The organism is Brevundimonas sp., assembly GCF_003248455.1.
GTDB lineage: Bacteria > Pseudomonadota > Alphaproteobacteria > Caulobacterales > Caulobacteraceae > Brevundimonas.
Genome location: NZ_QFNM01000039.1, coordinates 1 through 22,781, shown reverse-complemented (window position 1 = coordinate 22,781; position 22,781 = coordinate 1). Strand labels below are relative to the sequence as shown.

Below are 22,781 nucleotides of genomic sequence, written 5' to 3'. Positions count from 1 at the left end.
TGTGGTCCGAGACGATGGACGCCGACACCTGGGCCTATTTCGAGGAGTCGGGCGACGTGTTCAATCCGGACATCGCCGGCCGCTTCAAGTCGATCATGCTGGCGCCCGGCAACACCACCGACCGCGCCGAAGCCTACCGCGCCTTCCGCGGCCGCGACCCGGACGTGGCGGCCCTGCTGAAGGTCCGGGGCTTCCCGGTTTCCTGAGGCCCGGGCCGGCCGCCCATTCAGCGGCCCGAGGGCGTTAGACCCTGACGAACGGCCGGCGGAGCGATCCGTCGGCCGTTTCGTTTGGCCGCGACCTGGCCTAGATCAGGTTTCGCAATCATCGGGGAATAGTCCATGTCGGTCGTCGCCTCCTATGTCTATCGCGACGGCCAGCGCGTGCGCGAGGCGCCGCTGACGGCGGAGGGGCTGACGCTGGCGGCGAACGAGTTCGTCTGGATCGGCCTTTACGAGCCTTCGGACGCCGAGATCGACGTGTTGGTGAAGCGGTTCAAGCTGCACCCGCTGGCGGTGGAGGACGCCCTGGCCGCCCACCAGATGCCCAAGGTCGAGGTCTATGGCCGCGAACTGTTCGTGGTGGCGCGCACGGCCATGAAGATCGATGATCGCATCGCCTATGGCGAGACCCATGTCTTCGTCGGCGACGACCATGTGGTCAGCATCCGCCATGGCTCGGCGCGCGCCCACAGCCTGTTGCGCGCGCAGCTGGAGGCCTCGCCGCTGCAGTTGAAAAAGGGGCCGGACTTCGTCCTGCACGGCATCCTGGACTTCATCGTCGACGCCTACGCCCCCATCGTCGACGACGCCGAAGACAGCGTGCTGGCGATGGAGCAGAAGACGCTGGACGCCTTCCTGGCGCGCGTCGAGATTCGGCGGCTGTTCACCCTGAGGCGGGAATTGCTGAAGTTCCGCCGCATCCTGGGGCCGATGGAGGAGGTGCTGGGCCGCCTTCAGTCGCTGGACCTGCCCTGTATCGACTCCGATGTCCGCCCGTATTTCCGCGACGTGGGCGACCATGTGCGGCGGGTCAACAGCCGCCTAGGCGGGCTGAACGACATCCTGTCGTCGGTGTTCGAGGTCGCCAATCTGCTGGAGCAGCAGCGCCAGGGCGTGATCACCCGCAAGCTGGCCTCCTGGGCCGCCCTGCTGGCCGTGCCGACCGCTATCGCCGGCATCTACGGCATGAATTTCGAATTCATGCCCGAACTGCACTGGCGTTACGGCTATTTCGGCGTGATGGCGCTGATGGCGGCCATCTGCACGGGTCTGTTCATCACCTTCAAGAAGACGAAGTGGTTGTAAAGACAATCAGCCGCTCGTCATTCCGGGGCTGAGCGTAGCGAAGAACCCGGAACCCAGGACCGCGATTAAGGCGCGTGGAACATTCGCCGCCTGACGCAAGCCACCTGGGTTCCGGGTTCGTCCTTTGGACGCCCCGGAATCACGGCGTTGGGATTGCAGAGGAAGGCCGTCAGCCGCTGTTCCGCAAGCCCGCCGCCACGCCGTTGATGGCCAGCAGGATGCCTTCGCGGACGCGGGGGTCGTCGTCGCCGGCGCGCCGGCGGCGGATCAGTTCGATCTGGACGTGGTTCAGAGGCTCGACATAGGGCATCCGCAGACGGATCAGCCGGTCCAGTTCGGGCTGACCGCCTAGAAGGGCGTCATGACCTGTGATGGCCAGGATGGCGTCATGGGTGCGGTCCCATTCGGCGCGGATCTCGCCATAGATGGACGCCGCCAGAGAGGCGTCGGGAACCAGGGTCGCATAGCGGCGCGCGATGGTCATGTCGGACTTGGCCATGACCATCTCCATGTTCTGAACCAGAGTCTTGAAGAAGGGCCAGGCCTCGGCCATCGCCTTCAACTCGCCCATGTCGCAGCCCTGGACCGCCGAGCCGAAGCCGAACCAGCCGGGCAGCATGACCCGGCTCTGCGACCAGCTGAACACCCAGGGAATGGCGCGCAGGTCCTCGATCCGGGTCGAGGCGGTGCGCGACGACGGGCGCGAGCCGATCTTCAGGTCGGCGATCTCGGCGATGGGGGTGGCGGCGCGGTAATAGTCGACGAAGCCCTCGGTCTCGTAGACCAGCTTGCGATAGGCGGCCATTGACCGGGCCGAAAGCGCCGAAAGGGTCGCCCCATGTTCGGCGGTGAAGACGTGGTCGGTCCCCTTGCCCAGCGAGGCCAGGACGGCGCCGCAGGTCAGGGCGTCCAGATTGCGCAGGGCGATGTCCGGTTCGCCGTATTTGTTGGCGATGACCTCGCCCTGTTCGGTGGTGCGGATGCGGCCCTGGACCGTACCTTCGGGCTGGGCCAGGACGCCGGCGAAGGCTGAGCCGCCGCCGCGCCCGACCGTGCCGCCGCGCCCGTGGAACAGTTGCAGCTTCAGCCCGTGCTTGCGCGTCACCTCGACCAGGGCGCGCGACGCCTCGTGCAACTCCCAGCCCGAGGTCAGATAGGAGCCGTCCTTGTTGGAATCCGAATAGCCGATCATCACCTCCTGCACCCCGCGCGCCTGGGCGACGGCCAGGGCGGACGGCTCCTGCAACAGCCGCTCAAGGGTGGGGCGGGCGGCGCGCAGATCCTCGATGGTCTCGAACAGGGGCGCGGCCTGGATCGGGCAGGCGGCGGGGTCTTCGGGCCGATAGAGACCGACCTCCTTCAGCAGCAGATAGACCTCCAGCAGGTCGGACGCCGCGTCGGTCTTGGACACGATATGGGTGCGGATGGCCTGGGGGCCGAAGGCGGACAGGGCGGTCGCCGCCGCCTGGAGGATGGCGCGCTCCTTCAGCGTCTCGGCCTGGTATTCGGCATAGGGGCTGAACAACAGGCGGGACGAGGCCAGTTCTGCGGCCAGGACGTTCAGACGCCCTTCCTCGTCCAGCGCCAGATAGTCGGACTGGACGCCCGCGACCTTCAGCAGGTCGGCGACCACGCGCTCGTGGACGTCGGCGTTCTGGCGCATGTCCAGGGTCGCCATGTGGAAGCCGAACACCTCGACCGCCGTGATCAGGTCGCCGAGCCGGTCGTCGGCGAAGACGCCGCCGTGGTGCGACACCAGGCTGTCGCGCAGGATCTTCAGGTCGGCCTCGAAGGCGTCCGGCCCCGGATAGGGCTCGGCCTCGACGGCGGGCCGGCGGGGCGCGGGGGCGTCGCCCAGCGTCTGGTGCGTGGCGGCCAGGCGGGCGTAAATCCCCGTCAGCGCGCGGCGATAGGGTTCGTCGGCGCGGTGGGGCGAGGGGTCGCGGGCGGCGTCCGCCAGGGCCTGGAGCGCGGGCGACACCTGGGCCAGTTCGGCCGCCAGGCTGAGCTCGGCGCCCAGGGCGTGGACCTCGTCGAGGTAGAAGGCCAGCACCGCCCGCGCCTGGCTGCGGAAGGCGGCCGCCATGACGGCGGCGTCGACGTTCGGATTGCCGTCGCGATCCCCGCCGACCCAGGTGCCGACCCGCATGAAGGGTTGAAGGTCGGGCGCGTCCAGCAGGCGCCGCCACGCCGCCAACTGCTTGGGCGCGACGTGCAGGAAGATGCGGTCCAGGAAGGAGACGACGGTGTCGATCTCGTCCTGCACCACCAGCCCCTGGGTGCGGACCAGGCGGGTGGCCCACAGGATGACGATCTGGCGGCGCAGCGGCTCCGACACGGCGGCGGGGGTGCAGGCGTCCCCGGCCTTGTCGCAGGCGTCCAGCAGGTCGGTGATGGCGGCGATCCGGTCGATGACGCTCTTGCGCCGCACCTCGGACGGGTGGGCGGTCAGCACGGGCGAGATCAGGGCCTGGTCCAGCAGGTCGCGCACGGCCTGGCGCTCCACGCCCTGGTCGGCCAGCCGCTTCAGGGCGCCTTCGGGGGTGTCGGGCCGGGCGCCGGCCTCGGCCTGGTCCTGGGCGCGACGGCGAGTGGCGCGATCCTCGGCGATATTGGCCAGGAGCGAGAACAAGGCGAAGCCGTGGGCCAGCCCCGCCGCCTGATCGACCGACATGGCGGTCAACAGTTTCTCCAGCCGCTTGGCCGGGTGGGACGCCGGGTCGCGGTGATAGGCGATGGAGGCCTGGCGCACCGCCTCGACATGGTCGAACAGGGCCTGTCCGCCCTCGTCGCGGATGACGTCGCCCAGTATGCCGCCCAGCAGGCGGACTTCGTCGCGCAGGGCGTCGTCGGCGGCGGGGCTCATCATCGGCGGCATCCTGAAGCTTGGCGGGGCGAGAGCTATCTGGAGGGGCTGAAACGCCTTCCGTCAACGCACGATCCGTGACAGCCGCCGATAGGGCCGATCATGGTGAACCGGCCGTTAGGGTTTCTTAACCGGCCCGCGGCGATGATGGGGCGTAGGATTCCAGATCGGCCCCCCTCGCGCCCATGTTCGCCAAACGCCAGTCCGCCCTCGCCGCCGCCGCCGGAGCCGCTCCGCGCGTCAAGGACGCCCCCAGTCTGAAGCCCGTGGTCGACGCGCTGAAGAAGCCGCCGGTCGCGGCGGGGCTGGCGGGCCTGTTCCTGCTGGGCGCCGGCGCCCTGTTCCTGACCGTTCTTGGCGATCCCAACGCCGGGGCGCCCTCGGCCCATGTGGCGTTGGAGCGCGAACAGCCCGCCGCCGCCGCCCCCGCGCCGACCGGCTTCGAGGCCTTTTCCATGGGGGCCATGGGCCTTTATCAGAATCTGGCGGGGGGCGGCGATCCGGCCGCGAACGGCGAGGCCGTCATCACCCTGCCGGACGGGGGCAGCGTGTCGGGCGGGGCGACCGCGGCCTATACGGCGCCGGTCCACGCCGCATCGCCCCTGGTCAAGGCCCCCATCGCGGGCCTGTCGCAGCCCGGTCCCAACGGTCCGTTGCCGATGATCGCGCCGGACGGCCGCGTGCCGGCCCAGGCCTACGCCCGGCCTTTCCGCCCGAACGGCAAGCCGCGCGTGGCCCTGATCGTCGGCGGGCTGGGGCTGAACGCGGTGACGACCCGCGCCGCCATCGAGCGCCTGCCGCCCGAGGTGACGCTCAGCTTCGTGCCCTATGCCGAGAACCTGCAGGCCTGGATCGACCAGGCGCGGGCGCAAGGTCACGAGGTCATGCTGGAAATGCCGATGGAGCCGACCGGCTATCCCGACAACGACCCCGGCCCCTATACGCTGCTGGCCGACGGCGGGGCCGACGACGTGGCGGCCAAGATGGACTGGCTTCTGAGCCGCGCCACGGGCTATTTCGGCGTGACCAACTATCTGGGCGACCGTTTCGCCGCTTCGGACACGGGCATGAACGCCTTCCTGACCGTGCTGCGCCAGAAGGGCGTGGCCTTCCTGGACGACGGCGCGTTCCAGCGCCGTCCACGAGCCTGGGCGCGGGCCAGCGCCGACCGCGTCATCGACCGCACCCAGTCGCCCGCGGCCATCATCGCCGCCCTGAACGGGCTGGAGGCCCAGGCCAAGATGCGCGGCTCTGCGCTGGGGACCGGCTTCAGCTATCCGGTGACGGTCGAGGCCGCCGCCCGCTGGACCGCCGGGCTGGAGCAGCGCGGCCTGCAACTGGCCCCCGCCTCGGCCATGTCGATGCGGCCGGGGCGCTAGGAAGTGGCGAGCGGCGAGCGGCGAGTGGCGAGTGGCGGCTTTGGCCGCCCCATCGACCATGTCACGCGGCAGCCATACGAGTTTTCGCCGCAGCGGCTCGTCACTCGCCGCTCGCCGCTCGCCGCTTGATGACCGACCTCTCGCTTTATCGCCCCAATGTGGGGGTGGTGCTGTTCAACCGGGACGGCCGCGTCTGGTATGGCCAGCGCCACGCCACGCCCGGCCCCTATAATTGGCAGTTTCCGCAGGGCGGCGTCGACGAGGGTGAAGACTTGGAGGCCGCCGCGCGGCGCGAACTGCGCGAGGAGACGGGCGTGGCCTCGGTCGAGTTGCTGGGGCGGACGGACGGCTGGATCCTGTACGACTTTCCGCCTGAAGCGATGAACAACGCCAAGGCCTGGCGCGGCTTCAAGGGCCAGAAGCAGCGGTGGTTCGCCTTCCGCTTCCTCGGCGACGAGGCCGAGATCGACCTGACGGCCGACAAGGACGTCGAGTTCGACGCCTGGCGCTGGGGCGATCTGTCGGAGGCCTGCGACCTGATCGTGCCGTTCAAACGCCCGGCCTACGAACGGGTGGTAGCCGCCTTCGCACACTTGGCCCGGGCATGAAAAAAGGGCGGCGCGAACGCCGCCCTTTCCAGGTTGGCGAAGGCGATCAGGCCGCCTTGGCGGTTTCGGCCTTGCCCTCGATCAGAGGCTGGCCGGCGCCGATTTCGATACGGCGGGGCTTCAGCGCCTCGGGCAGTTCGCGCTTCAGCGAGATGGACAGCAAGCCGTTGACCAGGTTGGCGTCGGTGACGACCACATAGTCGGCCAGCTGGAACCGGCGCTCGAAATCGCGCTCGGCCAGGCCGCGATGCAGATAGGTCTTCTGCGTCGCAGCATCGTCGTTGGCGGTCTTGCGCCCGGTGACGGTGAGCAGGTTTTCCTTCACCTCGATGTTCAGTTCGTCGCTGGCGAAGCCGGCCACCGCGATCTCGATCCGATAGGCGTTCTCGCCCGTGGTCTCGATGTTGTAGGGCGGATAGCCCGTGTCCTGACTAGTCGCGCGCGACGCGCTCTCCAGCAGATTGGCCAGACGGTCGAAGCCGACGGCCGAACGGTACAGCGGGGAGAAATCATAGGTACGCATCAGCATCCTCCTGAGGATCAGCAAGGTTGAGCCGCCCGGCGGTTTGCCCGGACGGTGGGGGATCAGACCGACGACCCGAAATCGGCGCCGCCGTTCTGGAGAACCCGAAATCGGCGCTCTCGGACGATCAGATGGTGGCCCCGAATGGCGCGTCAAGGGGTGGCGACGCCCGATCTGCGACCGATCGTCGACGTCTCGTCATCGTCATTTGCGCCGGGCGTCGGGCGGCCTATGGAGAAGCGGCGTTTCAAGAGCAGGATCTTCCGCCCATGCGTTTCGCCGCCCTCGGCCTCGCCGTCCTCATGTCCGCCACGGCGCCGGCCTTCGCCCAGACGGCCACACCGGCCGCCCAGACCGAAGGGGCGTGGACGCCGCCGCGCTCGGCCCTGTCCAGCGCCATGCCGACCTTCGCCGAGGACACGGCGCTGCTGGCCGCCGTCGCCGCCGACAGTCGACCGGCGGCGGACCGGGCGCGCGACGTCTATCGCCATCCTTACGAATCCCTGACCTTCTGGGGGCTGACGCCCGGCATGACGGTGGTCGAGATCGAGCCGGGCGGCGCCAGCTGGTGGCGGCGTATCCTGGAACCCTATGCGGCCGCTACCGGCGGGCGTTACGTCCCGGTCGACCGTCCCCTGGAGAGCATGGGCGTCGGGGACGGCCAGGCGGACCTGATCCTGGTGGCGCGGGCCTTTCACAACTGGGCGCGCGACGGACGGACTCAGCCCTATCTGCAGGCCTTCTTCAAGGCGCTGAAGCCCGGCGGCGTCCTGGCCGTCGAACAGCACCGCAGCGCCGAGGGGCTGAACGTCGCCGACGTCGCCGCCACCGGCTATGTGCCCGAAAGCTATGTGATCCATGAGGCGCGCGACGCCGGCTTCGTCCTGGAGGCGCGCAGCGAGCTGAACGCCAATCCCAAGGACGACCACGACCACCCGTTCGGGGTCTGGACCCTGCCGCCCGTGCGCCAGTCGGCGGCGCGCGACGATCCGTCGGGCCGCGCCCTGACGCCCGAGGAACGGGCGGCCTTCGACGCCGTGGGCGAGAGCGATCGGATGACCCTGCGGTTCAGGAAGCCGGAATAGGCCGTTCCGTTTTGACCCGGCCCGCGAACCCGATTAAGCCCCGTCTGTCGGGTGTGTCGGACGCGGGGCCGCACCCTCGCGGGAGTATGGAATGGCTGAACGTCAGGCGAGCGTGGACGCGGTGTCGCGCCGGTTTCTGCTGGGCGGCGCGGCCGCCCTGTCTCTGACCGGCGCGGCTGCCTGCGGTCGCAAGGACGACAAGGCGACCGCGGCGCCCGATGCGCCGTCCGCCCCGGCGGGCCCGCCCGAAGGGTCGCTGGAATGGGCGGTGCAGGGGCCGTGGCGCTCGGCCCAGGACAAGACGCGCGACGCCTTCCGCCACCCGATGGAGACCCTGCGATTCTATGGGCTTCAGCCCAAGATGGCGGTGGTCGAATTCTGGCCGGGCGGCGGCTGGTACGCCGAAATCCTGGCGCCCTATCTGGCTAAGGGCGGCGGAACCTATGTGGCGGCCCTGTTCCCCGAAGGGCCTACGGCCGATCCGGCCCAGGCCGTATTGAACGCCGCCTTCCGCACCCGTTTCTCCAGCGACAAGAAATTGTATGGCGAACCGCAGTTCAGCGTGTTCGGCGCCGCGTCCGGCCCGGTGACGGCGTTCGGCACGGCGGACCTGTGCCTGTTCATGCGCACCCTGCACGGCTGGATGGCGGCCGGGATCGCGGAGAAGGCCTTCGCCGACGCCTTCGCCGCCCTGCGGCCCGGCGGCGTCCTGGGCGTGGAGCAGCACCGGCTGGCCCCGGCGCAGGACCAGGATCCGGTCGCCGCCAACGGCTATGTCCAGGAAGCCTTCGTGCGCCAACTGGCGGCCGAGGCGGGCTTCGTCTTCGTCGAGGCGTCCGAGATCAACGCCAACCTCCAAGACACAAAGGATCATCCGTTCGGGGTCGACACCCTGGCGCCGACCCGGCTGACCGCGCCGCGCGGCCAGCCGGCCGATCCGACCTTCGATCGCGCCAGATACGACGCGATCGGCGAGAGCGACCGCATGACCTTGAAGTTCAGGAAGCCCGAGTGAACCGCGCCCAAGCCTTCGCCGCCAACGCCCCTCTGATGGGGGTGCCCGGCGCCTATCCGCCCCCTGGCGGCAAGGGGGACTGGTTCCGCGGAGCCGGCGGGATGCGGCTGCGCGCCGGCCTGTGGACGCCTCCGCACCTGGGTGCGGACAAGGTGCGCGGGACGGTGGTCCTAAGCCCCGGCCGCACCGAGCCGATCGAGAAATACTACGAGGTCATCGGCAACTTCCTGGCGAGGGGCTGGTGCGTCCTGATCCACGACTGGCGCGGCCAGGGGCTGTCGGCGCGGCTGCTGCCCGACCGGCTGAAGGGCCACGCCCGCGCGGTCGAGGAGTTTCTGGACGACTACAACCGCCTGCTGAACGCCTACGAGAGCCAGTGCCCAAGGCCCTGGATCATGGTCGGCCATTCGATGGGGGCCTGCCTGAACCTGTTGACCCTGGAAGGCGGCGAGGATCGGTTCGCCGGCGCGGTTCTGTCCAGCCCCATGCTGCGCATCAAGACCGGCAAACGGTCGATGTGGTCCGTCAAGCTGGTGTTACGCTGGAACATCCGCCACGGCCAGGCGGGCGACTATATCCTGGGCGACCCGGACGATCCGTTCGACCACAACTTCGCCGAGGACGCCCTGACCTCGGACGAAAGCCGCTACGAGATGTGGCGCCAGCAGCTGTTCGCCTGTCCGCACCTGGCCATCGGCGGCCCGACCTATGGCTGGCTGGCCGTGGCGCTGGACGCCGGCGAACGGGCGCTGAAACCCAAGGCGCTGAAGGCGGTCAAGGCGCCGGTCACGATCGTCCAGGCCGACGCCGACGACGTGGTGTGGAAACAGACCGCCCGCTGGGCCGCCAAACGCCTGGCGCGCGGCCGCTACGTCGAGGTTCCCGGGGCCAGGCACGAGGTCATCATGGAGGCCGACGACATGCGCGCGGTCTTCCTGAACGAGTTCGACGCCATGGCCGACCTGGTGTCGCCGACGGCGGATGCGGCGGTCGATCCGTCGGCGCGAACCGTGGACGTGACGGCGGAGACGCCGGTCGGGGCCTGAAATAGCTAGGAGAGGAGGCTCAGTTCGATGACTATTGCCAACTTCCCTTTCTTTGTCGTGACTGTTGCTGCGCTGTTCATACACATTTCAAGCGGGATCACGGCGAAGTTGCTGAGGCCTAGCTGGAAAGGCGACACCGTATTGGATCGCTGGTGGGGGCCGGCTCAGACAGCGCGTTTTTTCAGCGTGAAGCGATCGGAAGTTGGGTCTAGGTTCGCGTGGTTTTTCCTCGTTACAGCGCGTATCGCGCTCGTCATCGCCGCCGTTTCGTTCACGATTGATCTGTTCGTCAACTAACCGCGCGCTGCCCTTGTTCAGATCGCCGCGCGCTTCAGCGTCACCAGGGCTGGGTCGATCAGGCGGGCGTCGCCGACGGCCAGGACCTGGCCCTTGTCGTCGGGGGGCGCGCCGCGCCAGTTGACGACCTTCCCGCCGGCGGCCTCGATCACGGGGACCAGGGCCGACCAGTCCCATGGCTTCAGGCTGGTTTCGGCCACCAGATCCATCCGGCCCGCCGCAACCATCGCATAGGCATAGGCGTCGCAGCCCAGCCTGGCCAGGCGGGCGGCGGCGCGCACCTGGGTCCAGGCGCCCAGTTCGGCCCCGTCGAAGATGTCGGGGTCGGTGGTGGAGATGACGGCGTCGGTCAGTTTCTCGCAGGCCCGAACGGCCAGGGGCGTCTCGGTCTCGCCCCGAAGCAGGCGCGCGCCGGACGGGCCGCCGACGAAGATCTCGTTCAGATAGGGCTGGGCGATGACGCCGACCGTGGGACGGCCAGCCTGGCGCAGGGCGATCAGGGTGGTCCACAGCGGCAGGCCCGAGATGAAGGCGCGGGTGCCGTCGATGGGGTCCAGCACCCAGACGTGCTCGGCGTCCGGCCGATCCGCGCCGTATTCCTCGCCGATGACGCCGTGGTCGGGATAGCGGACGGCGATCAGGCGGCGGATCGCGGCCTCGGCCTGTCTGTCCGCCTCGGTGACGGGATCGAAGCCCGCCGCGCCGCCCTTGTCCTCGTGCCCGATGTCCGAGCGGAAGAACGGCAGGGTGACGCGCGCGGCTTCGCGCGCCAGTTCGATGGCGAAGGCTTCGTATTCGGTCATACGCCTCCCTTAGCCCGCTTTTGCGGCCTTGGGCGCCCGTCGCGGCGTTCAGGCGGGCGCTTCGTCCGTGTTCAGCGACTTGGCCAGATCCAGCAGGCGCCGGCGCGGCCGCTCGTCCAGCTGATAATAGGCCTGGATCAGGTCCAGCGTCTCCTTGCGCGAGAAGACCTCTCGCGGCGCGGCGGCGGGGGTTGCTTCGTCCAGGGCCTCGGCCAGGCCGTCGTAGAAATAGGCCACCGAGGTCTCCAGCGCCTCGGCCAGCCGCCACAGGCGGGCCGCCGAGATGCGATTGGCGCCGCATTCGTATTTCTGGATCTGCTGGAAGCGGATGCCGACCTGGACCGCCAGCTGCTGCTGGGTCAGACCCAAAAGACGGCGGCGCCGACGCAGGCGACGGCCCAGGTGCAGGTCGATATCGGCGGCCATCGAAGGGCTCCCGGCATGAGGCTTGCGTCCCGAAGCGGGACTGATCGCCGCACGCGCGGCAATCTCCGTGCCGGATCGCGCGCCAGGAGAATTCAAGACTCCGCACTTCTCCGCGCGCAACCGGATTGGTCGAAGCGCATTTGAAAGCGGCAGCTTGGCTTTTACAGGAAGGATTTCATTATGGGCATCATCGCCTGGATCATCATCGGCATCGTCGCGGGCTGGCTCGCGGAAAAGATCATGGGCCGCAACCACGGTCTTCTGACCAATCTGATCGTCGGCATCGTCGGCGCCCTGATCGGCGGCTTCATCGCCGGCGCCCTGGGCATCAACTGGGGCGGCTGGATCGGGTCGACCATCGTGGCCACCATCGGCGCCATCGTCCTGCTGTTCCTTCTGGGGCTGATCAAGCGTCGCGCCTGATCGCAGCAGGGTCGAAAAGGAAAGGGCGGCCTCCCGAGGCCGCCCTTTTCGTTGCGCCTTCGCCGACGCGAGGCGCAAGGCGAAGAAAAGGCGGCCGGGAAACATCCCGGCCGCCTGATATCTCGTCCCGTCGATCGCTTATTGCGGCTCGGTCGGCGCCGACGTCGGCTCGGACGCATCCGGGGCGGTGGTCGGCGGCGTGGCCGACGGGTCGGTCGGTTCCGCCAGCGGGTCCGCAGAAGGAGCGGGGGTCGCAACCGGGGCCGCCGCCGGGTCGGCCGGAGCAGCGCCGGCGATCGGCGAAGCGGCGTCGAACTCGGCCTTGGTGTAGGCCACGACCACGCCGGAGCCTTCCTGGCGGATGCCGCTCAGCGGCACGGCGCGAAGCTGGCCGTCGGCGCCGCGAACGGTGAGTTCCTGCTTGCCCTCGGCGTTGGTCTGAACGCCTTCCAGCTTGCCCAGTTCGCCGTCAGGGCCGCTGACGCTCGAACCGGGGGTCAGCGAGAGCGATTGCTGCGCGGGAGCGGCGGGGGCGCCAGTCGGAGCGGGAGCGGCGTCTTGCGCCAGAGCCGGCGCGGCGGTCATGAAGGCGGCGGCAGCGCCGGCCAGAAGAGCGGTCTTGATGGTCATGGGAAATCGTCCCCGGTTACGCGGGCCCGACGCCCGCAACGCAATATACTCCCCGCGTTACAGATTGTTTCACCTGCCCCGAAATGACCTCGGGAGCGCCCCGGTTGGACGATTCTTGGTCTATGATCGGGCGCTCGCGAATCGAAGGCCGCCTTCTTGTCCAAACGCCCTGCGCACGTCCCCGGCCTGATCCGTCGTCTTCTGGGCCTAGCCTATGAACTGACCCCGCAGATTTTCGCCGTGCTGGCCTTCGGGGCCGGGGCCCTGATGCTGCTCTCGGCCGTGACGCCCGAGTTCGACGACCGGCTGCGTCGGCTGACCGGGGTGGTGTCGCCGATCCTGATCGACCTGTCGCATTTCGTCGGCAGCATCGCGGGCTTTCTGCTGCTGATGCTGTCGGCGGGCCTGTGGCGGCGGCGGCGGGGCGCCTATTGGGCGGCGCTGGCGGTGCTGGGGATCGGGGCGGTGTTTTCGGTGCTGAAGGGGTTGGACTGGCAGCAGGCGGCGGACCTCGTGATCGTCGCGGCCCTGCTGGCGCCGTGTCGTTCCGCCTTCAACCGGCGTTCGCGGCTCAGCGAGCCGCTGCGGCCCAGCTGGCTGCTGCTGCTGACGGCGGTGGTGGCGTCCATGCTGTGGCTGGGCTTCTTCGCCTATCGCGACGTGGACTATAGCGACGAGCTGTGGTGGCGGTTCATCAGCGACCGCCAGGCCTCGGGCTTCCTGCGCGCCGGCCTGGTGCTGGCCATCCTGACGCTGGTGGTGGCGGGCCGGTCGCTGCTCAGTTCGCCGGGCGCCCACAGCCACGGCCCGGCCAGTCCCGCCGATATCGCGCGCGCGCGGGGAGCGCTGGCGGCTGCGGATTCGGCGACGCCGGAGGCCTGGCTGGCCATGCTGGGCGACAAGGCGCTGATGTTCAGCCCGTCGGGCGCCAGCTTCCTGGCCTATCGGGTTCGGGGACGGCGCTGGATCGCCATGGGCGAGCCGGCGGGTCTGAGGGTCGAGCGGCGGGAACTGCTGTGGTCCTTCGCCGAGATGGCCGACAGCTACGGCGGGGCGGCCGTCTTCTATTCCGTCGGCGAAGAGGTGCTGGGCGACCTGGCCACCATGGGTCTGGCGGTGCGCAAGGTGGGCGAGACGGCGGTGATCGACACCGCCGCCTTCTCGCTGGAGGGCCGGTCCAAGCAGAACCTGCGCACGGCGGTCAACCGGGCCGAGCGTGAGGGCGCGGCCTTCGAGGTCTTGCCGCCCGGATCGGCGACGGCCGTGGCGGACGAGCTGAAGGCGGTGTCCGACGCCTGGCTGGCGATGCACGAGGGGACGGAGAAAGCCTTTTCCCTGGGTCGGTTCGACGTCGCCTATCTGGACCTGACCCCCCTGGCGGTGGTGCGCGAGGGCGGGCGGATCGTGGCCTTCGCCAATCTGCTGACGGCGCCGGACGAGGCGGCGGTCGATCTGATGCGCCATCATCCCGACGCCCCGAACGGGGTGATGGACTATCTGTTCGTCCGCTGCGCCCAATGGGCAAAGGACCAGGGGCTGGCCAGTTTCGACCTGGGCATGGCGCCGCTGGCGGGGCTCGAGGACCGGCGGATCGCCCCAGTGTTCGCGCGCGTCGGCGCCCTGGTGTTCGACGAGGGCGGCGCGCTTTACGGTTTTCAGGGCCTGCGCAGCTACAAGGCCAAGTTCGCGCCCGACTGGCGGCCCCGCTTCATCGCCGCGCCGGTTTCGACCCCCCTGCCCCTGGCGCTGCTGGATGTGGCGCTTCTGTCCAGCGGCGGCTGGCTGGGGATGCTGGGCCTGAAGAAGCGTTAGGTCAGAAGGACCTTCAGCACGCCGTCCAGAACCGGCCGTCCCCGCTCGGTGGCGATCAGCCGGCCGCGACGCAGCGTCAGGAAGCCGTCGGCGATCAGGTCCAAGACCGGCGCGGTCTCCAGCGACAGGTCCAGCGCCGACAACAGATCGGCCGGCGCGCCCTCCGTCGTGCGAAGGGCCAGGAGAAGCCGTTCCTCGGCGGCGTCGGCGGGCGTCAGGTCCTCGCGATCCGACCAGGGCGCGCCGGCTTCGACGCCTGCGACATAGTCGGCGATGCGGCGGTGGGCGACGGTGGCCGTCCTGACCCCGCCCAGCGTCAGCCGACCGTGGGCGCCGGGCCCCAGGCCCAGATAGTCGCCGCCGCGCCAGACGTGCAGATTGTGCGCCGACCGCGCCGCCGGGCCGCGCGCATGGTTGGACACCTCATAGGGGTCGAAACCGGCGGCGCTCAGGACCGCCTGGGTGGTTTCGTACAGGGCGGCGGCCGCCTCCTCGTCCGGCGGGACCAGGGTTCCGCGCGCCGACGCCCGGCCGAAGGCGGTCGTCGGCTCTATGGTCAGTTGATAGGGCGAGACGTGTTCGAACCCCAGGTCCAGCGCCGCGCCCAGTTCGGCGGCCCAGTCCTGCGGCGTCTGGTCCGGTCGGGCGTAGATCAGGTCGATGGACAGACGTTCGAACGCACGGCGCGCCAGATCGACGGCGCGCCGCGCCTCGGCCGCCGAATGGTCCCGCCCCAGAAAGCGCAGGGCCGCATCGTCCAGCGCCTGGACCCCCATCGACAGACGGTTGATCCCGGCCTGGGCCAGGGCGGCGAACCGGGCGGCCTCGGCGTCCGTGGGATTGGCCTCCAGGGTGATCTCGATGGCGCCGGCCGGGGGATAGAGCCATTCGGCCGCCTCCACGATGCGGGCCACGGCCTGGGGCGACATCAACGACGGAGTGCCGCCGCCGAAGAAGAGGGACGCCAGCCGCCGCGGGCCGGTCAGGGCGCGCTGGGCCTTCAGGTCGGCCAGGATGGCGGCGACAAGCCCGGCCTGCTCGGCCTCGCGGCCTCGGTCGCGAACCACGTTGAAATCGCAATAGGGGCAGATGCGCGAACAATAGGGCCAGTGGACGTACAGGGCGACGTCGGACCCCGGGTCGGGCGGTCCCTGATCGGGCGTTGGCGGATCAGTCAATCAGGGCGGCCCTCAGCTTTTCGAAGGCGCGGGTGCGGTGGCTGATCGCGTCCTTGGCCGCCGGCTCCATCTCGCCGAAGGTCAGCGTCCCGCCCTGGGGTATGAATATCGGATCATAGCCGAAACCCCGGTCGCCGCGCGGCGGGAAGGTCAGGCCGCCGTCGATCACCCCTTCCACCACGACGCAAGGCCCGTCGGGCCATGCCACCGCCAGGGCCGAGGTGAACCAGGCGGTGCGGTCGGTCGCGCCGATCTCCTCCAGACGCTGTTCGACCTTGGCCATGGCGACGGTGAAATCCTTGCCGGGGCCGGCCCAGCGCGCCGAGAAAATGCCCGGAGCCCCGTCCAGGGCGGCGACCGACAGGCCGGAATCGTCGGCCAGGGAGACTTCGCCCGAACGTTCGGCCGCATGGCGCGCCTTCAGCATGGCGTTGCCGGCGAATGTGGTCTCCGTCTCGTCCGGTTCGGGCAGATTCAGCTGGCCGGCGGTGACGATCTCGTAATCTCCGCCCAGCAGCGCCGAGATTTCCGGGACCTTGCCCGGATTGTGGGTCGCGACGACGATCCGCATCCCCTTGATAAGCTTGAGATTCATCGGCGGCCTTTCGCATCGACCAGTCTATTGCCAAAGTTTAATATCGTTAAACGATATGTAACGTGTCTTTCCGCTTCGCACGACCTATCTTCTGAACATCGAGAACGAGGTCGCCACGTTCTTGATTTCGGTCAAGGCCGAAACGTTCGTGCGACGACAAAAGCAAATGGGCGATAATCGCCCTTCAGGAGAGACGGAGAAACATGATGCATACGATGAACACCTCGATGTGGCTGGACAAGGTCGGCGCGGCTTTCGTCAGCACGGTCCTGATCGCGGCCCTGCCGACCGCCTTCTTCACCGTGCTGATCCAGGCCTTCTGAACCGGCCCTCTGATCCATACGCCATTTCGATCACGAGAGTTTTGACGATCTGCATGAAGACCGCGATGTATAGAGCCGCGCGCGGGTTCGCCGGACCCCGCGTGGCCATCGCCGGCCTTCCTCCGGCCTGAGACCTGACCCGCCATGCGCCTGCCGAGCCCGCGACATCCGACGAAGCGAGGCGAGACGCGATCCCTGACATGGCTGCGGGCCATGGGGCCGGGGTCTGTGTCCAGCGCGCTGAAGGTGGTGCTGGACGTGGCCTATGTGCTGTTGTGGCTGATCACCGGGCTGTTGCTGCTGCTGGTGATCGCGGCCATCTTCATTCCCCTGGACAATGTGAACATCACCGTCAGCAGCGATGCGGGCGGCAAGCAGCTGCCGCTGACGCGCGCCCTGCTGCTGTTCGGCCTGGGGGCCGCGACGGCCTATTTCGGCGGCTTCATGCTGATTTTGCGCAGCCTGCGTCGCATCATCCGCACCCTGACCCTGGGCGACCCTTTCCAGCCGGGCAATGTACGCCGGCTGCGCCAGATCGGCCTGACCCTGGCGGTCGTGACCGGCGGCGTCTGGCTGGCGCAGGGCTTCGTGGCCAAGCGGCTGGCGCCCGGCGTCATGGACCCCCAGGGGCTGGGCGAACTGCTGACCCCCATCTTCTCCGTCCTGATCGTCTTCGTTTTGGCGGAGGTGTTCCGCGAGGGCGCGCGTCTCCGCCGCGAATCCGAACTGACGATCTGAGCCGTTTAGATTAGGATTTCCGCATGGCCATTCGCGTCCAGCTCGACCGCGTTCTCGTGGAGCGCCGCATGTCCCTGACCGAACTGGCGGATCGGGTCGGGGTGACGGTGGCCAATCTGTCGATCCTGAAGACCGGCAAGGCGCGGGCCGTGCGGTTCTCGACCCTGGACGCCCTGTGCCGCGAACTGGATTGCCAGCCCGGCGACCTGCTGGTCCACGAGCCGGGCCCGGCCGACGTCCTGGAGGACGACGAGGCGCCATGAGACGAAAGGGGCCGGGGCGCGACGAGAACGGACTGACGCCCGAGGATCGGCGCATCTGGACCCGCGTCTCCAGCTCTGTCGCCCCGCCCCGCGTGAGAAAGGCCGCCCGCGTCACGCCTGGCGCCGAGACGCCGACCGAGATCGCGGTTTCGCCGCAAGCGCCTGCACGCCCTTCGCTGAATCCGGCGTCGAAGCCGGCGCCCCGCCTGGTCCCGCCGCCGTCGCCGCACAAGATTCCCGCTCCGTCGCCGCGTCCCAAGCCCCCCCCGGAAGACCTGGAGCCGCGCCGCAAGCAGCGGCTGTCGCGTGAACGCGATCCCATCGAGGCGCGAATCGACCTGCACGGCTTCGGCCGGTTCGAGGCCGAGGATCAACTGCGCGGCTTCCTGACATCGTGCCAGGCGCGCGGGATGCGGGCGGTGCTGGTCATCACCGGCCAGGGGCGGATGGGGGGCGGCGTGATCCGCCAGGCCTTCGGCGAGTGGATGCAGGCGCCGGCCCTGCGCGGCGTGGTGTCCGGTTTCACCGCCGCCCATCGCAGGCATGGCGGGAACGGCGCCTTCTACGTCACCCTGAAGCGGCGCGTCTGATGGAAAAAAGGCCGGGCGCGCAGCGAGCCCGGCCTCTTCGCATGGCTTGGACGACGACCTATCTGGTCGCCAGGGCGCCGGCCAGGATCACGTCGATCTGCTTGCCCATATGGTCCGACAGCGCCTGGGCGTCCCATTCGTCATAGGCGGCGCGGCGATAGTTGGACAGATAGGCGTCCCAGATCAATTCGACCAAAAGGCGGATGTCGGCGTCCTTGCTCAGTTCGCCCTTGGCCACGGCCTTCTGCAGGATGCCGCCGATGGCCAGCAGCAGGTTCTTGGTCGCGGCGCGCGCGCGCATCTCGGCGGCCAAGGGCTGGAACCAGGAGCGGGCGACGATGGCCTGGAACAGCGGCAGCTGGTCCAGCGAGGACTGATAGCCGGCGGTCAGGGCGCTGACCAGGCGCTGGCGGACCGGTTCGCCCTCGGGCGCGGCGGCCTCGACCACCTCGGCCAGGCGCGTCATGTCCTCGGTCAGGACGGCTTCGAACAGTTCGGCCTTGTCCTGGAAGTTGGCGAAGACGGCGCCGGTGGACATGCCCGCGCCCTTGGCGATGTCGCGGATCGTGGCGGGCTCGTAGCCTCGCTCGGCGAACAGGGAGCGGGCGGCGTCCAGAACCTTCTGCCGTGTGCGGATCTTGGCGGCCTGGCGGCGGTTCAAGCGGGGTTCGACGGCGAGGCTTGCGACGGTATCGGTCATGAAATCAGACTTTTACTCTACTTTGAGTCCCGAACGCCGCGGACGGGTTCGAAGGCGACTTGAGGTGAAGACCGCGGCCCACACCGGGACGTACAGGCGCTTTCCGCTCCCGGCGCAGCAACAGGCGGACCCCGCTTGCATCACGGAACCATGACGAAAATGGGTCCGCCGCCGACCGCAGGCACAAGCCTAGCGCCCGCCGGTCTCGGAACGCGGGTTGCGGACCGTGCGGCGCAGGGCGCGGCTGGGGCGGTTGCGGCGCTCGGCCGGCGTCGCGGCCTGGAAGGCCTTGCGGAATCGGTCGCGCCGCTCGTGTATCGAGGCCAGGACCAGGCCCATCGGAACGCCCAGATCGACCAGGATGTTCTCGGCCAGTTGCAGGCTGGCCTCGGTCGTCTCGGGCACGGCGTCGGTGACGCCCAGGCCGTACAGGCGCACCGCGTGCTGGTCGTCGCGGGCGCGCGCGATCAGGATCAGGTCGTCGCGCATCGCCCGGGCGGCCTGGACCACCTCGTCCACCTTGGCCGGGGCGTCCATGGTCACGACCAGGGCGCGGGCGGACTGGACGCCGCAATGCTGCAGCATCTCGCGCCGGCCTGCGTCGCCATAGAAGACCTCGAACCCGTCGCGCCGGCCGGCGGCGACCGCGCCGGCGTCGGTGTCCAGGGCGATGAAGGGCTGGGCGTGTTCCTTCAGCATCTCGCCGATCAGGCGCCCCACCCGCCCGAAGCCGACGACGATGACGGCGCCGTCCGCCGTCGCCGGGGCGGGGATGTCCGGCAGGGCCGCGTCCGGCCCGGCCCTTCGGGCCAGTCGCTGGCCGATCATGGCCAGCAGGGGAATGGAGAAGATGCTGACGGTGGCCGCCAGGGCCACGGTGTTGGTCAGGCCGGGCGGGGCCAGGCCCTCCACCATGCCGGTGGCGAAGACGACGAAAGCGAACTCCCCGGCCGGGGCCAGCACCAGGGCCGTCTCCAGCGCCGGTCGGGCGCCCAGACCCCACAGCCGGGCCAGGCCGAAGACGACGCCGGCCTTGACGACCGTCAGGGCCAGGGCCAGGCCGAAGATCCCGGCCGGATCGGCGGCGATGGCGTCCAGGTCCAGCCCCAGGCCGACGCCGACGAAGAAGACGCCCAGCAGCAGCCCCTTGAACGGCTCGATCGAGACCTCGACCTCGCGCCGGAACTCGGTCTCGGCCAGCAGGACGCCGGCGACCAGGGCGCCGATGCTCATCGACAGGCCGCTGGCCTGGGCCGCCAGCCCGGCGCCGACCACCACCAGCAAGCTGGCGGCCACGAACAGCTCCCCGCCCTGGGCCGCCTTTCGCGCCCTGGCCACCGAGCGGAACATGGGTCTGAGCACGACCCGGCCCAGCACCACCAGCAGGCCCAGCCCCACCGCCGCCGGAACCAGGGTGAACAGCGACCGGCCCAGGATCGCCGGATCCGGGGCGCCGCCCTGCTGGGCCACGGCGGCCAGCACCGTCACCGTGATCAATATGGGAGCGACCGACAGGTCCTGGGCCAGCAGGATGGCGAAGGTGGAGCGGCCGACCACCCCCTTCAGCCGCCCGCGCTCGGCCAGGACCGGCATGACCACGGCGGTCGAGGAAAGGGCCAGGCCCATGCCCAGGACGGCCGCGCTGGCCAAGGTCTGGCCGATCAGCAGGAAGCCCGCCCCGATCACGGCCGCGCAGACCACGACCTGCATCAGCCCCAGACCGAAGACCAGCCGGCGCATGGCCCGCAGCCGCTCCCACGACAGCTCCAGCCCGATCATGAACAGCAGGAAGGCCACCCCCAGTTCGGACAGTTGCGCCAACTGGGCAGGGTCGCCGATGGTCAGCCACGACAGCCAGGGCAGCGCGGCGGCGAAGCGACCCAGGCCGTCGGGGCCAAGCAGCACGCCGGCAGCCAGGAAACCCAGCACCGGACTGATCTTCAGCCGGTTGACCAGAGGCACGATCACGCCTGCGGCGGCCAGGAAGACCACCAGATCCTTGTAGTCGCCGCCGTGCCCGTGCATCGCCCCTCCGTCCGGCCGCATCTGAACCCGAACCGGCGACGGTGGCGAGATGTCGCAGCGCTTTCATGAATTTTTTTTAAGGCGACAGCCCCCTCTCCGGGGCTAGGGTCCCGGCCGAACCGTCCATTTCCGGGGCGGAGCCTAGGATCCCGTGATGAAACGACTGCTTATCGGCGCCGCCGTCGGCGCCCTTCTGCTGCCCGCCAGCGCCGCCTTCGCCCAGGACGCCGATCACGACCACGCGTGCATCGACGAGACCTGCTCGATCGTCTCGCTGTTCTCGGGCGAAGAGACGGCCGCCGGCTGGCAGGGAACCCAGGCGCCCCGCTACGGAACCTGGGGCTTCGACCTGGCGGGCCGCGATACGTCGGTCAAGCCGGGCGACGACTTCTTCCAGTACGCCAACGGCAGGGCGCTGGAGAAGCTAGTCATTCCGTCGGACCGCACCAGTTACGGCTCTTTCGCCCTGCTGCGCGAACTGTCGGACAACCGGATGAAGGAACTGGTCACGGGCCTGGCCGCGCGCACCGACTTGGCCCCCGGCTCGGACGAGGCCAAGATCGCCGACGCCTACCGCTCCTACATCGACGAGGCGCGCATCGAACAGCTGGACGCCCAGCCGCTGCAACCCTATCTGGCGGCCATCCGCGCCGCCGACAGCCATGAGAAGATGGCCGTCTACATGGGCCAGACGGTCGGCCGTTTCGGCGCGTCCTTTTTCGGCACCGGCATCACCATCGACGCGAAACAGCCCAACCGCTACGTCGTCTCGACCGGCCAGTCGGGCCTGGGCTTGCCGAACCGCGACTACTATCTGGACGCCCGCTATGCGGACAAGAAGGAGAAGTATCAGGCCTATGTCGGCCGGATGCTGACGATGATCGGCTGGGACAATCCGGCCGAGACCGCCGCCCAGATCGTCGCCCTGGAAGAGAAGATCGCCCAGGCGCACTGGAGCCCGGTCGAGAACCGCAATCGCGACAAGACCTATAACGAGTTCACCATCGCCCAGCTGGTCCAGCAGGCGCCGGGCTTCGACTGGCAGGCCTATTACGACGCCGCCAAGCTGGGCGGCGTGCCGCGCCTGATCGTGCGCCAGGACACGGCCATGCCCAAGATCGCGGCCCTCTACGCCGAGACGCCTGTGGCCCTGTTGCAGGCGTGGGAGGCCTTCCATACCGTCGACGACATGGCGCCGCTGATGTCCAAGCGGTTCTCGGACGCCCAGTGGGAGTTCCGTTCGCGCGACCTGTCGGGCCAGCCCGAGCAGCGCACCCGCGAGAAACGCGCCATCTCCTTCGCCGAGGGCTCGCTGGGCGAGGCGACGGGCCGTTTGTACGTCGCCCAGTATTTCCCGGCCGAATCCAAGGCCAAGATGGAAGAGCTGGTCGCCAATCTGCGCACCGCCCTGTCGCACCGGATCGACAACCTGACCTGGATGGGGGCCGAGACCAAGACGGCGGCCCAGGAGAAGCTGCGGAAATTCACCGTCAAGATCGGCTATCCCGACAAGTGGCGCGACTATTCCGGCCTGGACGTCCGCGCCGACGACCTGGTCGGCAACGCCGAACGCAAAGGTCTGTTCGAATGGAACTACGATCTGTCGCGCCTGAACGAGCCGGTCGACAAGTCGGAGTGGGGCATGACCCCGCAGACGGTGAACGCCTATTACAACTCGGCCAACAACGAGATCGTTTTCCCGGCCGCCATCCTGCAGCCGCCCTTCTTCGATCCGAACGGCGATGCGGCGGTCAACTATGGCGGCATCGGCGGGGTGATCGGCCACGAGATCGGCCACGGCTTCGACGACCAGGGCTCCAAGTCCGACGGCGACGGCGTGCTTCGCAACTGGTGGACGGCCGAGGACAAGGCCCGGTTCGAGGCCCTGACCGCGCGCCTGGGCGAGCAATACGCCACCTACGAGCCGATCGCCGGCTATCACATCAACCCCGGCCTGACGATGGGCGAGAACATCGGCGACGCCTCGGGCGTGGCCGTGGGTCTGGAAGCCTACCACCTGTCCCTGAACGGCCAGCCCGCGCCGGTGATCGACGGCACGACCGGCGACCAGCGCTTCTTCTACGGCTGGGCCCAGGTCTGGCAGTCGAAGTATCGCGACGAGGCGCTGAAGCAGCAGGTCGCCACCGAC

23 protein-coding genes are annotated in these 22,781 nt (G+C 69.1%); 14 read left to right on the top strand and 9 right to left on the bottom strand.

What is annotated here, in order from left to right; genetic code table 11:
- Both DI624_RS13690 and DI624_RS13685 read left to right on the top strand, forming a co-directional pair.
- Positions 1–206: M3 family metallopeptidase (locus DI624_RS13690; protein ID WP_291539577.1), on the top strand; the 206-nt coding region annotated here is incomplete at its 5' end.
- 135 nt (positions 207–341) lie between these two features.
- Positions 342–1,307 (top strand): magnesium and cobalt transport protein CorA, encoded by a 966-nt coding sequence (locus DI624_RS13685; protein ID WP_291539575.1) that lies wholly within the window; start codon positions 342–344, stop codon positions 1,305–1,307.
- Between the two features lie 169 nt (positions 1,308–1,476).
- Here DI624_RS13685 and ppc read toward each other — a convergent pair whose 3' ends face one another.
- Positions 1,477–4,176 carry a phosphoenolpyruvate carboxylase gene (gene ppc, locus DI624_RS13680; RefSeq protein ID WP_314187387.1) on the bottom strand — a complete coding sequence of 900 codons (2,700 nt, stop codon included), beginning with the start codon at positions 4,174–4,176 and terminating at the stop codon, positions 1,477–1,479.
- 182 nt (positions 4,177–4,358) lie between these two features.
- On the opposite strand from ppc, the gene DI624_RS13675 reads away from it, so the two are divergent.
- Together DI624_RS13675 and DI624_RS13670 are read left to right on the top strand one after the other, a co-directional pair.
- The gene (locus tag DI624_RS13675; RefSeq protein WP_291539572.1) at positions 4,359–5,552 is read left to right on the top strand and encodes a divergent polysaccharide deacetylase family protein; all 1,194 of its coding nucleotides are present in this window, start codon (positions 4,359–4,361) and stop codon (positions 5,550–5,552) included.
- A 128-nt stretch (positions 5,553–5,680) separates the two neighbouring features.
- Positions 5,681–6,160 (top strand): RNA pyrophosphohydrolase, encoded by a 480-nt coding sequence (locus DI624_RS13670; RefSeq protein WP_291539569.1) that lies wholly within the window; start codon positions 5,681–5,683, stop codon positions 6,158–6,160.
- A 46-nt stretch (positions 6,161–6,206) separates the two neighbouring features.
- On the opposite strand, the gene DI624_RS13665 is transcribed toward DI624_RS13670, so the two are convergent.
- Positions 6,207–6,683, bottom strand: a complete 477-nt coding sequence (locus tag DI624_RS13665; RefSeq protein ID WP_291539566.1) for an Hsp20 family protein — start codon at positions 6,681–6,683, stop codon at positions 6,207–6,209.
- A 269-nt stretch (positions 6,684–6,952) separates the two neighbouring features.
- On the opposite strand from DI624_RS13665, the gene DI624_RS13660 reads away from it, so the two are divergent.
- From DI624_RS13660 to DI624_RS13645, 4 genes are all read left to right on the top strand, one after another.
- Entirely contained in the window at positions 6,953–7,768 is an 816-nt protein-coding gene (locus DI624_RS13660) for a methyltransferase (protein ID WP_291539563.1), read from the top strand.
- Between the two features lie 91 nt (positions 7,769–7,859).
- On the top strand, positions 7,860–8,783 hold the full coding sequence (locus tag DI624_RS13655) for a methyltransferase (RefSeq protein ID WP_291539560.1): 924 nt from the start codon (positions 7,860–7,862) through the stop codon (positions 8,781–8,783).
- Positions 8,780–9,829 carry an alpha/beta fold hydrolase gene (locus tag DI624_RS13650; protein ID WP_291539558.1) on the top strand — a complete coding sequence of 350 codons (1,050 nt, stop codon included), beginning with the start codon at positions 8,780–8,782 and terminating at the stop codon, positions 9,827–9,829. Before DI624_RS13655 ends, DI624_RS13650 begins: the two co-directional genes overlap by 4 nt.
- A 27-nt stretch (positions 9,830–9,856) precedes the next feature.
- On the top strand, positions 9,857–10,126 hold the full coding sequence (locus DI624_RS13645; RefSeq protein ID WP_291539555.1) for a hypothetical protein: 270 nt from the start codon (positions 9,857–9,859) through the stop codon (positions 10,124–10,126).
- Positions 10,127–10,143: 17 nt separating this feature from the next.
- Here DI624_RS13645 and hisN read toward each other — a convergent pair whose 3' ends face one another.
- Positions 10,144–10,929 carry a histidinol-phosphatase gene (hisN, locus tag DI624_RS13640; RefSeq protein ID WP_291539553.1) on the bottom strand — a complete coding sequence of 262 codons (786 nt, stop codon included), beginning with the start codon at positions 10,927–10,929 and terminating at the stop codon, positions 10,144–10,146.
- 48 nt (positions 10,930–10,977) lie between these two features.
- Positions 10,978–11,355, bottom strand: coding sequence for a helix-turn-helix transcriptional regulator (locus tag DI624_RS13635; RefSeq protein ID WP_291539550.1), 378 nt, complete (start codon positions 11,353–11,355; stop codon positions 10,978–10,980).
- Positions 11,356–11,535: 180 nt separating this feature from the next.
- Between DI624_RS13635 and DI624_RS13630 the strand changes: the two genes are divergently transcribed.
- A complete protein-coding gene (locus DI624_RS13630; RefSeq protein ID WP_291539549.1) occupies positions 11,536–11,778 on the top strand; it encodes a GlsB/YeaQ/YmgE family stress response membrane protein in 243 nt (80 codons plus the stop codon).
- Between the two features lie 138 nt (positions 11,779–11,916).
- On the opposite strand, the gene DI624_RS13625 is transcribed toward DI624_RS13630, so the two are convergent.
- Positions 11,917–12,408 (bottom strand): hypothetical protein, encoded by a 492-nt coding sequence (locus tag DI624_RS13625; protein ID WP_291539546.1) that lies wholly within the window; start codon positions 12,406–12,408, stop codon positions 11,917–11,919.
- 156 nt (positions 12,409–12,564) lie between these two features.
- Between DI624_RS13625 and DI624_RS13620 the strand changes: the two genes are divergently transcribed.
- A complete protein-coding gene (locus DI624_RS13620) occupies positions 12,565–14,220 on the top strand; it encodes a GNAT family N-acetyltransferase (RefSeq protein WP_291539543.1) in 1,656 nt (551 codons plus the stop codon).
- Here DI624_RS13620 and hemW read toward each other — a convergent pair.
- Together hemW and rdgB are read right to left on the bottom strand one after the other, a co-directional pair.
- Positions 14,217–15,398, bottom strand: a complete 1,182-nt coding sequence (hemW, locus tag DI624_RS13615) for a radical SAM family heme chaperone HemW (protein WP_291539540.1) — start codon at positions 15,396–15,398, stop codon at positions 14,217–14,219. The genes DI624_RS13620 and hemW overlap by 4 nt on opposite strands.
- Positions 15,391–15,993, bottom strand: a complete 603-nt coding sequence (rdgB, locus tag DI624_RS13610) for an RdgB/HAM1 family non-canonical purine NTP pyrophosphatase (protein WP_291539537.1) — start codon at positions 15,991–15,993, stop codon at positions 15,391–15,393. The genes hemW and rdgB overlap by 8 nt, the downstream gene beginning before the upstream one ends.
- 536 nt (positions 15,994–16,529) lie before the next feature.
- Here rdgB and DI624_RS13605 point away from each other — a divergent pair.
- From DI624_RS13605 to DI624_RS13595, 3 genes are read left to right on the top strand one after another with little or no spacing between them, the layout of a single operon-like run.
- On the top strand, positions 16,530–17,054 hold the full coding sequence (locus DI624_RS13605; RefSeq protein ID WP_314187385.1) for a DUF2975 domain-containing protein: 525 nt from the start codon (positions 16,530–16,532) through the stop codon (positions 17,052–17,054).
- A gap of 23 nt (positions 17,055–17,077) precedes the next feature.
- Positions 17,078–17,317, top strand: a complete 240-nt coding sequence (locus tag DI624_RS13600; protein WP_291539532.1) for a helix-turn-helix transcriptional regulator — start codon at positions 17,078–17,080, stop codon at positions 17,315–17,317.
- A complete protein-coding gene (locus DI624_RS13595; RefSeq protein WP_291539529.1) occupies positions 17,314–17,907 on the top strand; it encodes a Smr/MutS family protein in 594 nt (197 codons plus the stop codon). Before DI624_RS13600 ends, DI624_RS13595 begins: the two co-directional genes overlap by 4 nt.
- A 58-nt stretch (positions 17,908–17,965) precedes the next feature.
- Here DI624_RS13595 and DI624_RS13590 read toward each other — a convergent pair whose 3' ends face one another.
- The gene (locus DI624_RS13590) at positions 17,966–18,607 is read right to left on the bottom strand and encodes a TetR/AcrR family transcriptional regulator (protein ID WP_291539527.1); all 642 of its coding nucleotides are present in this window, start codon (positions 18,605–18,607) and stop codon (positions 17,966–17,968) included.
- Positions 18,608–18,796: 189 nt separating this feature from the next.
- Positions 18,797–20,632, bottom strand: coding sequence for a cation:proton antiporter (locus DI624_RS13585; RefSeq protein WP_291539526.1), 1,836 nt, complete (start codon positions 20,630–20,632; stop codon positions 18,797–18,799).
- Between the two features lie 154 nt (positions 20,633–20,786).
- Between DI624_RS13585 and DI624_RS13580 the strand changes: the two genes are divergently transcribed.
- Positions 20,787–22,781, top strand: a 1,995-nt coding sequence (locus DI624_RS13580) for a M13-type metalloendopeptidase (RefSeq protein WP_291539523.1), incomplete at its 3' end; no start/stop codon positions are given.